Raw genomic sequence first — 14,322 nt, forward strand, 5'->3', positions numbered from 1 at the left:
TGTTCCAATATTGAATATTGTTGGTGCATCATTGGTGATTACCAAATCGACTCCCGTTGAACAATTATCGGCTGCGATTGGAGTGCCCAAAGCCACACCAGAAGTAGTACACAATCCTGCATCGGCAGCAATGCTGACATTAGCAGGACAAGTGATTGTTGGATTTTCGTTATCGGTTACCGTTACGCTTTGAGTACAAGTTTGGGTGTTGCCCGCTGCATCGGTTGCGGTCCAGATTACCGTGGTGGTTCCAGTAGTAAATGTTGCTGGCGCATCGTTGGTGATTACCAAATCGACTCCTGTTGAACAATTATCGGTTGCCGTTGCAGTACCTAAAGACACACCAGTTGCAGTACATAATCCTGCATCGGCTGCTACACTTACATTCGAAGGGCAAGTGATGCTTGGTTTTTCGGTATCGCTTACCGTTACGCTTTGAGTACAAGTTTGGGGGTTGCCTGCTACATCGGTTGCTGTCCAGGTCACTATTGTTGTTCCAATATTGAATATTGTTGGTGCATCATTGGTGATAACCAAATCGACTCCCGTTGAACAATTATCAGTTGCAGTTGGAGTGCCCAAAGCCACACCAGAAGCACTACACAATCCTGCATCCGCAACAACGCTGACATTAGCTGGGCAAGTGATCGTTGGTTGTTCGGTATCGGTTACCGTTACGCTTTGAGTACAAGTTTGGGTGTTGCCCGCTGCATCGCTTACGGTCCAAGTCACTATTGTTGTTCCAATATTGAATATTGTTGGTGCATCATTGGTGATTACCAAATCGACTCCCGTTGAACAATTATCGGCTGCGATTGGAGTGCCCAAAGCCAAACCAGAAGCAGTACACAATCCTGCATCGGCAACAACGCTGACATTAGCTGGGCAAGTGATCGTTGGTTGTTCGGTATCGGTTACCGTTACGCTTTGAGTACAAGTTTGGGTGTTGCCCGCTGCATCGGTTGCGGTCCAGATTACCGTGGTGGTTCCAGTAGTAAATGTTGCTGGCGCATCGTTGGTGATTACCAAATCGACTCCTGTTGAACAATTATCGGTTGCCGTTGCAGTACCTAAAGACACACCAGTTGCAGTACATAATCCTGCATCGGCTGCTACACTTACATCCGAAGGGCAACTGATGGTTGGTTTTTCGGTATCAGTTACCGTTACGTTTTGCGTACAAGTTTGGCTGTTGCCAGCTGCATCAGTTGCTGTCCAAGTTACTGTCGTAGTTCCAATATTGAATGTGGTTGGCGCATCATTGGTGATTACCAAACTGGCTCCTGTTGAACAATTATCGGTTGCCGTTGCAGTACCTAAAGACACACCAGTTGCAGTACATAATCCTGCATCGGCTGCTACACTTACATCCGAAGGGCAACTGATGGTTGGTTTTTCGGTATCGGTCATGGTTTCGTCTTTAACAGTAATGATTTGGGTTCTGGTTACAGCTGGGTTCTCACATTCATCCATTACATCCCAAGTTCTGGTGATTGTACCTCCGCAGCCTCCCCCAACAAAAGCCCCATCAACTCCTGCTACTGCCCCCCCTGTATCACAGTTGTCTGTCCAGTCTAAGTTGGTCATTGCCGGAACATCTCCGATATTGCTTACAGTGATATCTGCTGGTTCAGCATCTAATACCGGCGCAGTTACATCCTGAACGTTGATAATTTGAGATGCAGTAGAGGCATTTCCGCAAGCATCCGTAGCGGTCCAGGTTCTGGTGACTGAATACGAACCGGCACAAGCGCCAGGCGTATTCACATCTGCCGAAGTCAATGTAACGGCTGAACCACATGCGTCTGTAGCTGTGGCTACTGCGAATACAGGTGTCGCAGGACAATCAATAGTGCTTGGAGCAGGCAATGGATCAATCACTGGAGCGGTTGTATCTTGAACGTTAATGGTTTGAGATGCTGTAGATGCAATGCCGCAAGCATCCGTAGCGGTCCAGGTTCTGGTGACTGAATACGAACCAGTGCAAGTACCAGGCGTAGTAACATCTGCCGAAGTCAATGTAACGGTTGAACCACATGCGTCTGTAGCTGTGGCTACTGCGAATACAGGTGTCGCCGGACAATCAATAGTGCTTACAGCAGGCAATGGATCAATAACCGGAGCGGTTGTATCTTGAACGTTGATGGTTTGGGATGCTGTAGATGCATTGCCGCAAGCATCCGTAGCGGTCCAGGTTCTGGTGACTGAATACGAACCGGCACAAGTGCCAGGCGTATTCACATCTGCCGAAGTCAATGTAACGGCTGAACCACATTCATCTGTAGCTGTGGCTACTGCGAATTCAGGTGTCGCCGGACAATCAATAGTACTTACAGCAGGCAATGGATCAATAACCGGAGCAGTTGTATCTTGTACGTTGATGGTTTGAAATGCTGTAGATGCATTTCCGCAAGCATCCGTAGCGGTCCAGGTTCTGGTGACTGAATACGAACCGGCACAAGCGCCAGGCGTATTCACATCTGCCGAAGTCAATGTAACGGCTGAACCACATGCGTCTGTAGCTGTGGCTACTGCGAATTCAGGTGTCGCCGGACAATCAATAGTGCTTGGAGCAGGCAATGGATCAATAACCGGAGCAGTTGTATCTTGAACGTTGATGGTTTGAGCAGCTGTAGATGCATTTCCACAAGCATCCGTAGCGGTCCAGGTTCTGGTGACTGAATACGAACCGGCACAAGTGCCAGGCGTATTCACATCTGCCGAAGTCAATGTAAAGGCAGAACCACATGCGTCTGTAGCTGTAGCGACTGCGAATTCAGGTGTCGCCGGACAATCAATAGTGCTTGCAGCAGGCAATGGATCAATAACTGGAGCGGTTGTATCTTGTACGTTGATGGTTTGAGATGCTGTAGATGCATTTCCACAAGCATCCGTAGCGGTCCAGGTTCTGGTGACTGAATACGAACCGGCACAAGCGCCAGGCGTAGTCACGTCTGCCGAAGTCAATGTAACGGCCGAACCACATTCGTCTGTAGCTGTAGCGACTGCAAATTCAGGTGTCGCCGGACAATCAATAGTGCTTGCAGCAGGCAATGGATCAATAACCGGAGCGGTTGTATCTTGAACGTTAATGGTTTGAGTTGCTGTAGATGCGTTTCCGCAAGCATCCGTAGCGGTCCAAGTTCTGGTTACAGAATACGAACCGGCACAAGCGCCAGGCGTAGTAACATCTGCCGAAGTCAATGTAACGGCCGAACCACATTCGTCTGTAGCTGTAGCGACTGCGAATACAGGTGTCGCCGGACAATCAATAGTGCTTGCAGCAGGCAACGGATCAATAACCGGAGCGGTTGTATCTTGAACGTTAATGGTTTGAGATGCTGTAGATGCATTTCCACAAGCATCCGTAGCGGTCCAGGTTCTGGTGACTGAATACGAACCGGCACAAGCGCCAGGCGTAGTAATATCTGCCGAAGTCAATGTAAAGTCAGAACCACATTCGTCTGTAGCTGTAGCGACTGCGAATACAGGGGTCACCGGACAATCAATAGTGCTTGCAGCAGGCAATGAATCAATAACCGGAGCGGTTGTATCTTGAACGTTGATGGTTTGAGTTGCTGTAGATGCATTTCCACAAGCATCCGTAGCGGTCCAAGTTCTGGTTACAGAATACGAACCGGCACAAGCGCCAGGCGTAGTAACATCTGCCGAAGTCAATGTAACGGCCGAACCACATTCGTCTGTAGCTGTAGCGACTGCGAATTCAGGTGTCGCCGGACAATCAATAGTGCTTGCAGCAGGCAATGGATCAATAACCGGAGCGGTTGTATCTTGAACGTTGATAATTTGAGATGCTGTAGAGGCATTTCCGCAAGCATCCGTAGCGGTCCAGGTTCTGGTTACAGAATACGAACCGGCACAAGCACCAGGCGTAGTCACGTCTGCCGAAGTCAATGTAAAGTCAGAACCACATGCGTCTGTAGCTGTAGCGACTGCGAATTCAGGTGTCGCCGGACAATCAATAGTGCTTGCAGCAGGCAACGGATCAATAACCGGAGCGGTTGTATCTTGAACGTTGATGGTTTGAGATGCTGTAGATGCATTTCCACAAGCATCCGTAGCGGTCCAGGTTCTGGTGACTGAATACGAACCGGCACAAGCACCAGGCGTAGTAACATCTGCCGAAGTCAATGTAACGGCTGAACCACATTCGTCTGTAGCTGTAGCCACTGCAAATTCAGGTGTCGCCGGACAATCAATTGTGCTTGCAGCAGGCAATGGATCAATAACTGGAGCGGTTGTATCTTGAACGTTAATGGTTTGAGTTGCTGTAGATGCATTTCCACAAGCATCCGTAGCGGTCCAGGTTCTGGTGACTGAATACGAACCGGCACAAGCGCCAGGCGTAGTCACGTCTGCCGAAGTCAATGTAACGGCTGAACCACATGCGTCTGTAGCTGTAGCCACTGCAAATTCAGGTGTCGCCGGACAATCAATAGTGCTTGCAGCAGGCAATGGATCAATAACTGGAGCGGTTGTATCTTGTACGTTGATAATTTGAGATGCTGTAGATACATTTCCACAAGCATCCGTGGCTGTCCAGGTTCTGGTGACTGAATACGAACCGGCACAAGCGCCAGGCGTAGTAACATCTGCCGAAGTCAATGTAAAGGCAGAACCACATGCGTCTGTAGCTGTAGCGACTGCGAATTCAGGTGTCGCCGGACAATCAATAGTGCTTGCAGCAGGCAATGGATCAATAACTGGAGCGGTTGTATCTTGTACGTTGATGGTTTGAGATGCTGTAGATGCATTTCCACAAGCATCCGTAGCGGTCCAGGTTCTGGTGACTGAATACGAACCGGCACAAGCGCCAGGCGTAGTAACATCTGCCGAAGTCAATGTAACGGCCGAACCACATTCGTCTGTAGCTGTAGCGACTGCAAATTCAGGTGTCGCCGGACAATCAATAGTGCTTGCAGCAGGCAATGGATCAATAACCGGAGCGGTTGTATCTTGAACGTTAATGGTTTGAGTTGCTGTAGATGCGTTTCCGCAAGCATCCGTAGCGGTCCAAGTTCTGGTTACAGAATACGAACCGGCACAAGCGCCAGGCGTAGTAACATCTGCCGAAGTCAATGTAACGGCCGAACCACATTCGTCTGTAGCTGTAGCGACTGCGAATACAGGTGTCGCCGGACAATCAATAGTGCTTGCAGCAGGCAACGGATCAATAACCGGAGCGGTTGTATCTTGAACGTTAATGGTTTGAGATGCTGTAGATACATTTCCACAAGCATCCGTAGCGGTCCAGGTTCTGGTTACAGAATACGAACCGGCACAAGCACCAGGCGTAGTAACATCTGCCGAAGTCAATGTAACGGCCGAACCACATTCGTCTGTAGCTGTAGCCACTGCAAATTCAGGTGTCGCCGGACAATCAATAGTGCTTGCAGCAGGCAATGGATCAATAACCGGAGCGGTTGTATCTTGAACGTTAATGGTTTGAGTTGCTGTAGATGCGTTTCCGCAAGCATCCGTAGCGGTCCAAGTTCTGGTTACAGAATACGAACCGGCACAAGCGCCAGGCGTAGTAACATCTGCCGAAGTCAATGTAACGGCTGAACCACATGCGTCCGTGGCTGTAGCCACTGCGAATACAGGTGTCATCGGACAATCAATAGTGCTTGCAGCAGGCAATGAATCAATAACCGGAGCGGTTGTATCTTGAACGTTGATGGTTTGAGTACAGCTCGAACTATTCCCCTGAGTATCTTTTATAGTCCAGGTTCTAGTGACAATAATAGGACAATTTCCTGTTGCAACATCAATATAAGTTACTTCTATAATACCGCAGTTGTCACTTACATTTCCTTGGTTAGTAGCATTTTCGAATTCAGATTCACTAGATGATGCTAATGTAGGTGAATATATCGGACTAGTTATAACTGCAGTTGAACAACCCACAAGATTGCGAGTAACTGCACAGGTTGCAATAGTTGGATCCTGATCATCTATCACAGTCACAGTCTGCGTACAACTAGCAGTATTTCCGGAAACGTCAGTAACCGTCCAGGTAACGGTTGTTGTTCCAATAGAGAAAATGTCAGGGGCATTGTTGGTAACCGAAATTACACCACAATTGTCAGTTGTGGGTGCACTTCCCAACAAAACACCCGAAGCAGTACATAAACCCGCATCAGCCGAAACGGTAACATTTTCCGGACAGCTGATAAGTGGAGCTTCGGTATCTGCTACTAGTGTTATTTCATTACTAATAGTTGGTTTTGGTGTTGCACAGGTCTTTACCGAGTAAGCGTTACACATCACTTTATCGCCGACGGAAATGGAATCGGTAAAAACATTGTTGACTGTTGTAGAAACAATAGAGTCATTTACTTTCCATTCGTATAAGGTAAATGGTCCGCCATTTATAGTGGTTGCCGTAAACGTTTTATTTGAAGGCGAAATACAAAGTGTGGTAGAAGATGTCGAAATGGAAACAGAGGCGATAACATTTTCATTGACCACAAAAACACTGGTTTGCCCAGTGATAGGAACCACACTGCATCCATCCTTTTCGATATTGGTTATTGTAACGGCTGTATTGCCAAAATTATTCAATGGTATTGTGTTAAAAGTTCCTCTGTCCCCACTGAATGTAACTTTTTCGGTAACAGTTGCTAAATTTGCATCAGACAATATATAGGTTACATTATAATCTCCATCGGCAAGAGTTGTAGAAGAAATAGTTACCTGAGAAAGGAAACCTAAACAAGCGTCGGAAGCGCCTGTTGAAAAATTTGAAAGATTGGGAGAGAGGTTGACAGTTACAGTCCATATTCCGGATGAACTTGTAAATGCGGTATCACAAACTCCATCCTTTGCCAGACGGCGGTAATAGGTTGTTTGTGCTAATGTTTGAGTTGGCGTATAAGTAGCTCCAATAACTGACCCTGAACGGAGGGGAGGGGGAGGTGAATTTGGATCAGTTGAACTATCTGAAATTGTTGTTACATTGTTTATAAAATTAATATCAGTACTGTATTGCCATTGATAGACAATGGAACCGCCACCACCACTGGCATCGGTTTCACTTCCAATTGTTAAGGTTGGAATATTCCCGGAACACATCGTTTCTCCGGTATTTGAAATTCCTCCTGCTGTAAATGGAGGGACGACAGTAATACCCACTGTATTGTTTGCTGTAATGTCAACTGCATTAATTCGTGTGATTGTGACTGTGGTGGTGCCTAAAGAAGTTAACGAGCTTGTCGGAACTATAAAAGTACGTGTTCCTGCCAATGTTCCAGACATACCTATTGATATATTGGTAGCTGTATTTGCTCCGCTTAAAGAATAGGTGGCAGTATAAGAAACATTCGCAAGAAAACTATCAGAGGAAACTGTTATAGTTGAAGGATCTCCCAAACATACAGGAGTTGTAGAGGCCAAACTTTGTATTTGTCCCATTGCAGTTTGCTGAATGAGAAAAACCAACACAACTCCAAGGATTATGGTAAAATTATTTTTTAAGAAAAGTATATTCCGTTTCATAAGCTTTCCAGTTTTAAAGTGAATAGCTTATGAAACAAGATAATAAAACTACCAAAAACCAAAACTACCGGCAAAATTGCCTCGCGATGGTTTGCCAACAAAAGCAGGTATAAAGCAAAAGAAATATTTGCCACGATATGCAGCAAGGATTGGCAAACCAATTTTAATGGATTATATTTCTGTAACTTACCCAATTTTGTTTTAATTTAAAATATAAAATTTATAAAAAGCCTGGTAGCAAAAATGACAATTGAACGCCCGATTTGTTACCTGAATCCTTTTTGGCGTGCCAATAGGTAAAATCGTCCAGTTCCTTTAAATTGACTCGGAAGGGTAACTGAATATCCCGTTTTGTTGCTATCAATTCGCGAGAGAACCCCTGTCGTTTTATCTTCAATATAAAATTCCATTCCTTCGGGCAAATCAACCGTTTCAGCAGTAAACTGAACCAGTCCGCCTGCGGGATAGTCAAGCCCCAAAGGAATTCGGAAAGTTTGATAATCATCTAGCGGAAGACATTGAACAGCAAAATCGACACCATTGTCATCGAGCAAATGAGTATAAAGGTCAATTCCTTCATTCATTTTGAACATACCGGCATCAAAGGCTGGATCCAAATCCTTTTTCATTTCATTATTAAACGTTACAACCGTACTGCTTTTATTCTTATCATCTGTAACGGTTATCCTGATTGCAGGCCACGAATTGAAAGTCGGAGAAGCGATACCACCACTAACAGATGCGTGTTCTTGCATCAGGCTGTCAAAAATAACTGTCCCGTTTGCTAACGCCTTTACAACAAATCCCTGCCCCACTGCAATATTGTCCTGATCCAGTTCGGTTTCTCCTCCAGGTGCTGGGAAAGCATAACCGGCTTGTGTAATAACAACATAATGTCCCTGTGTGTGATCCCAAATGTAAACACCAGAAAAACTTGGATCCATTGATGACTGGTTTTTGGTAAGAAACCCATCAGCACCCTTAATTTTTATTCCGGAAGTATACGGATTGCCCACAGCATTCCAAGCAAGATTGTTTTTGCTGATTGGAACAAGGATTGTCCCAGCATTTATCGCTCCCGAGAAAGATACGTTACCAGCGGCTGTTTTTCTTATCGTATATCCTTTTCCAACTTCCATCGGGTTGGTATTGGAGCTCTGTGTAAAAGGTTGCCATTTATTTGTTGTTTCGTCTAATGGTGACAAATCATAATCGCCGAAAGTTGAATTATTCACTATCCCGTTAATGGTTACAAAGGTTCCCAATTGTTGACCGGAAACCGATGGCGAAATAATATGCCAATTTGCACTTGGAATAAATGCGCTTACTTCAACGCTTACAACGCTGCTTTGTGGCCCAAGAATTAAACTTCCAGAACCAGTTGCATCCGATTGAATAATCACTTTTCCTTGTGACCATCCTTGGAGGACTACTCCCATCAAAAAAATGAGTAGCAAATATTTTCTTATTTCTTTTTCCATTAGAATCTTCATCTTTTTATTTAGTGCTAAGTGCTTTTCCAGGAGGAATAATCAAATTACCTATTGAGGGATCAATAATCAGTTTGCCACATTTGGCTGGAAAAACCAAGGGGAAATCAACCGTTGAAGTTCCCTGAAGGGTCACCTGCACATTTGATCCCGGCGAACCATTGCTCCAGTTGGTTTGTCCTGGTTTGTTTCCTTCACTCCAATTACCTGTTCCTGTCCAGGTGGTCGATTCAATCAGGTTCTGAAACAAGCCGTTTGTTCCGGGAGATCCCAGATCCGCTTGAGTGCTATTACTGTACCCTTTCTCTCGTATTAATGATGGAATCCAGTTATTTCCGTCGTTGTTATCAGCGCTTAACGATTCAGCAATAAAAATTAATGTTTGACCAGTCCTGATTCCCCAAACAGCAGTTTCGCTCCAATCAATAAAATCCATTTCTGTTTGAGTATCGGTTCTAATTCTTAGGTAATCGTCAGTGTTACTCATAAAAATTTTGTCATATTCATAATTAACAGGTACGCCTCCATTGGTTAAAACATCAGAGTTTAAACCGAGTACCAGAAAACCTTTTGCGGGAATCATTAACGGGGGATCGCTTACAATCGTATGTTGTACATTGATCACACCATCGCTACTTTCAATCACCCAACCATCTAAATTTATGGGTGCATTGGTCGTATTGAAAATTTCGAACCATTCGCCATAAGAATCTGTTACACTGCCCGGTGCTGCCATAAATTCGGTAAAAATTACATCTCCGGGCTGGGCAGTACTTCCTGCGGTAGTAATTGCAAAAGTGGTAGGAGGAGAACCGTCTGTTTTATAGTCGATTAAATCCCCCGTATTGGAATAGGGATATATTATAAAGTAATAGGTAGTACTTGGCAGTAAACCTGTCCAGGTTGATTTTTGATAACCAGTAAAGACGTTGATTTTGCCTTCGCCATCGCTTAAATCATCATCCACTTCCTCCGCGCTTCCATCAACCGGCGGAGTGAAAATACCCGTTTTATTCATTTTTATGTGATAGCCGCTAGGTAAATTTGCACCTATGGCATCTGTCCATGTGGTATAAATAGTAGATCCGTTGGATGCTATTGCTGTAAAATTAGCGGGGTGGTTAGTTGGTTCCGGAACGGCACTTCCGAGGTGAATATTTATATCGTCAACTCTCCAAGTAGGATAATCACGATTTGGATTGGCATATCTGAAAGCCAGGTAAACGTTTCCATCACCAGGAGGAAGTACTACTTGTTCAGAAAAATACCATTGTTGTTTCTCCGTTGGCTTCTGAAATGAAAGGACGTTCCATGTATATCCATTTGGGCTGCCCGTGCCAGGATAATCAAATGAATACAACAAGTCGAAAGTCCCTACTCCATCGACCCCAAAGTTATAATGGGTCCAAAAATCGATAACTTCGTTTATTGAATTACTTACTGTAATCCCCGGCAAAATTAGCCAGTCTTCTTCCTCATCCCCGCTGTTGTATCCCGTAACCTCAGCAAATTGCCTTTTGCCTCCTTTATTTTCCTCGTACCAATACCAGTTTTTTGTATTACCTTTTACGCTAAACGTAAAGCAATCTGCTAGGTTGATAGTGAAGGGTTGATTATATGGCAAAGTAGTAGTAACCGCATTGCGGATATTTAGCGAATATTCATTTGAAATTCTAATAGCAGAAGCATTATCGCTCGCTTCAATCGCAAAAAACACCGAACTGTTATTAATGAAGGTATTCGCAGGAATGGTATATGTGTATTGATTCCCCGAACTATTAGTCATAAGAGGAGTTGCAGTATACAAACCCGTACTGGTTCCGTATTTGAGTATCACCGATGAAACGGTTCCATTTAAATCGCTTACATCGGCTGTAACCGTAATCGCATCGCTGGTGGTTGGGTAAGGCGTGTACACAACATTTTCAATCAATGGAGCCGGATTTACAACAGTTGAGACAGCAACATTAATATCATCAAGGGCAATTTCATCACGGGATTCGGTTGTTAAGGCATTCAAATCGTCGGTTGTCCAGCGCAAATAAATAAAGCCGTTATTCGGAACCGCCAAATCATTAATAACTGTCCCAATTAAACTTGACTCCCATTTTGCGCCACCTTTAAAAGGATCCGCAACAAATACGGCAGGTGAACTGTAATTAAGCACCGATACATCGACAAAAGTGATATTATCGTATGAATAGGAAAAACTGAGTTTGGTAGAATAATCGAAATCATTAAAATTCCAGATCTTAAACGCCAAATTGATTGCTTCAATATATTGACCTGTTGTATTTTCTATTTTTAAAGTGATGGTACCGGGTGTAAAATCATTCTGAGTGGGCTGAAAACCGAGCGCGTAATTTATGGTGTTGTTTTTTTCGTCAATATCAAAGGCATAAAAACCGCCATCTACTACCCCTCCTACACTTATTCCCTTTGCAAAAACACCCGATGTTTTTGTCGCGCCAAAATCAGAATTTCCTTCGGACATACCTGTAGTTGCCCAAGCATTCGAATTTAATTGCCCTGCGGCAGGACTTGGGCTGAAACCTGTACCCTGAAAAGCACCATTGTTAACCCCAGCCATATTGCCATCAAAAGTGATAAGATAATTTGTTCCGGCTGAAGATATTTGCAATTGAGCTTGTGTTCGTAAACCCGAAATACAGATCAGAATAATTAATAAGTATTGCTTTTTCATTGTGACTACGGTTAATGATAAACAAATCTGCTCCTAAAAATAAGTAATAAAATCGCACATAACATTTTCCCCTTTGATTACCAGTCCTTTTGCGTCATAGGTGATTTTGGTATTGGTTCCGGGTGTAATGGCTGGATTGCCTTCCAATTTCTTGTTTATTGCCTCTTTAATAACCGAATAAGGAATTGTCTTTAACTCTCCAGTGAGTTTATCAATAATCATAAAATCTCCCTTGCCAGTATCCCCAGCAATTAATCCTTTAATAGCAAGTGTATTTATTGCCGTAGTACTCAATACGGTAGGCTGTGTCAAACTGCCTCCCAACTTGGCCACTCCATTAACATTGGTCAAGCCGTTATCTGCTGAAAGTAATCCTGTGACTGTCGATTTGCTAACAACAACCCATTTTGTCCTATCGTTGTAATAGAATCCAGGTGTCAATCCAGTTGCGGTAGCTGTATTATAAACAATCATACCCGCTTCATGTTCTAAAAGAGGTGCTGGATTTGAAACATTGACCAACTGCAAACGTGGCAAAAGAAATCCTTTGTTTTCAGATTCAATTTCCATTATTGCAGAGGGATTTATGACTGTTGGATTATCTCCTATTTTTATTTGTGAGAATACGGCAGTTTGAAAAATTAAAAATAAAAAGACAATCCATCGTAGGTTTTTTGTAATGACTTTCATTTATTTCAGGTTTATTAAATTAAAATTACGTTTTATTTTAATTAAAATAAAACTTTAATACACTACTTAACAACAAATTACACAACTAAAAACTTAACATTTTTAATCAATTATTTTTTATTATTTTTCATTTTAAAAAAAACACTCAATTAAAACATTCATTTTACCGACCAATAACAAAATATTATTTTTAAACACGTTTTTTATGACAAAATAGTAATTCAAATTTTAGATTAAACCATCTCTACAATTATTTGATTTTAATAGTATTTTATTCGGATTGGGTTTTCAAAAACACTCTATTCCGACTCTCTAGCCCTGATGGAATATCACAGACAAAAGGAACGATGCCTACCGATATGGCCTATTGTTTCACTTCTTGATTTTTTTTTAATAGTCTGAATTCAAAAACTTTGGACTATTATCAAGTTTTAATCCTCTCCCAACAAGTTTAATAAAGCTCATTTTTCTTTTTGTACGGATAATGAATTAGAAATTATTTATTTTTATAAAAAAGTTAAATTTTGAAAAAAACTTTAAATCAAAAGCAATTCATTCTATATATTTGTCCTTTAGACCACAAAAATGAATTTGACAAAAAAAGCAATTATACTGCCTTTACTGATCCTAACTGCAACAGTAAGTTCGTGCAAAAAAGAAGACATTAAAGCAACAGAAAAAAAGGAATTAAAAGACTCCGAACTTCCCAAAAACGTATTACCAAAAATGAAGCCTTTGGTGAATGAATCACCAAAACTGGCTGCTTCCTATGTTGCCGAAAAACATAGAAGAATAGATTCTTTTTATAAAAAAAACTGGCCGAACAACAGCATGAACGGTGGTTTTCTTGTGGCACAAAACGGCCAAATTATCTATGAAAAATATGAGGGCTATGCCAACCTGAGAGACAAAACTCCAATAACAGCTGACACCCCAATTCATATTGCATCGGTAACTAAAGTGCTCACGGCCACGGCAATCTTGAAATTGGTTAATGCCAAAAGGCTTGAACTTGACCAAAAAGTCACTGAATTCTTTAAAGAATTTCCTTATCCAGATGTTACCATAAGAATGCTATTGGATCACCGAAGCGGGATGCGCAATTATGCCTATTTTACGGATCGGGACAAAAGTATTTGGGACAGACACAACACGTTGACCAACCAAGACATATTGACCATTATGGCTACCAAAAATATTGGCTTGGAACAAAGAACGGGTACCCGATTTGCTTATTGTAATACCAATTATGCAATGTTGGCATTGATTATTGAAAAAGTAACCAAAATGTCTTATAGGGATGCAATGGCGGAAATCATTTTCAAACCTTTGGGAATGACCAATACTTTTGTTTTGGATTTTGACAAAGACAAAAAGAATGTAGCTCCATCCTACAAAGCCAACAGAGTCGAAATTGGAATTGATTATCTTGACAAGATTTATGGGGACAAGAACGTCTACTCTACTCCAAGAGATTTATTAAAATTTGACAGAGCAAGGAATTCCAAATCATTTTTGGATCCTAGATTGCTGGCCCAAGTATATTTTGGCTACAGCAACGAACGCAAAGGGACAAGAAATTACGGATTAGGGATTCGCATGATTAATTGGGAAAATGGCAAGAATTTCTATTACCATAACGGATGGTGGCACGGTTTCACTTCTTCATACATTACTTTAAAAGATGAAAATGTCACTATAATTGCGTTGTCCAATAAATTTAACAGAAGCACTTATGCGGTTCGTAAAGTATCTGTGTTGTTTGGGAAATATCCGTTTCAGGTGAAGGACGTTGAATAAGGTCAGAGAGAAGATATTAGAAGGCAGGTTTCAGAAGACAGGTTTCAGAAGGCAGAAAATAGAGAAGAGATTCCAGATTTAATTTGTTATTGACACTGCCTTTGATATTGACATTGCCAA

At 42.6% G+C, this 14,322-nt stretch carries 5 protein-coding genes; 1 reads left to right on the top strand and 4 read right to left on the bottom strand.

The window, feature by feature from the left end; translation table 11 throughout:
* The 4 genes from J2W95_RS12990 to J2W95_RS13005 form a co-directional block, all read right to left on the bottom strand.
* A partial coding sequence (locus J2W95_RS12990) for an HYR-like domain-containing protein (protein WP_310007672.1) occupies nucleotides 1-7,518 on the bottom strand: 7,518 nt, incomplete at its 3' end.
* 266 nt (nucleotides 7,519-7,784) lie between these two features.
* A complete protein-coding gene (locus J2W95_RS12995) occupies nucleotides 7,785-8,999 on the bottom strand; it encodes a hypothetical protein (protein WP_310007675.1) in 1,215 nt (404 codons plus the stop codon).
* 16 nt (nucleotides 9,000-9,015) lie between these two features.
* Nucleotides 9,016-11,712, bottom strand: a complete 2,697-nt coding sequence (locus tag J2W95_RS13000) for a choice-of-anchor J domain-containing protein (RefSeq protein WP_310007677.1) — start codon at nucleotides 11,710-11,712, stop codon at nucleotides 9,016-9,018.
* Nucleotides 11,713-11,745: 33 nt separating this feature from the next.
* Nucleotides 11,746-12,402, bottom strand: coding sequence for a hypothetical protein (locus tag J2W95_RS13005; protein ID WP_310007679.1), 657 nt, complete (start codon nucleotides 12,400-12,402; stop codon nucleotides 11,746-11,748).
* A 585-nt stretch (nucleotides 12,403-12,987) separates the two neighbouring features.
* On the opposite strand from J2W95_RS13005, the gene J2W95_RS13010 reads away from it, so the two are divergent.
* A complete protein-coding gene (locus J2W95_RS13010; RefSeq protein WP_310007681.1) occupies nucleotides 12,988-14,202 on the top strand; it encodes a serine hydrolase domain-containing protein in 1,215 nt (404 codons plus the stop codon).
* Nucleotides 14,203-14,322 lie beyond the last annotated feature (120 nt).

This window comes from Flavobacterium granuli (genome assembly GCF_031456055.1).
Classification (GTDB): domain Bacteria; phylum Bacteroidota; class Bacteroidia; order Flavobacteriales; family Flavobacteriaceae; genus Flavobacterium; species Flavobacterium granuli_A.

Coding starts and splice junctions, on each gene's coding strand:
- J2W95_RS13010 (WP_310007681.1), top strand. CDS start 12,988: ATGAATTTGACAAAAAAAGCAATTATACTGCCTTTACTGATCCTAACT.
- J2W95_RS13000 (WP_310007677.1), bottom strand. CDS start 11,712: ATGAAAAAGCAATACTTATTAATTATTCTGATCTGTATTTCGGGTTTA.
- J2W95_RS13005 (WP_310007679.1), bottom strand. CDS start 12,402: ATGAAAGTCATTACAAAAAACCTACGATGGATTGTCTTTTTATTTTTA.
- J2W95_RS12995 (WP_310007675.1), bottom strand. CDS start 8,999: ATGGAAAAAGAAATAAGAAAATATTTGCTACTCATTTTTTTGATGGGA.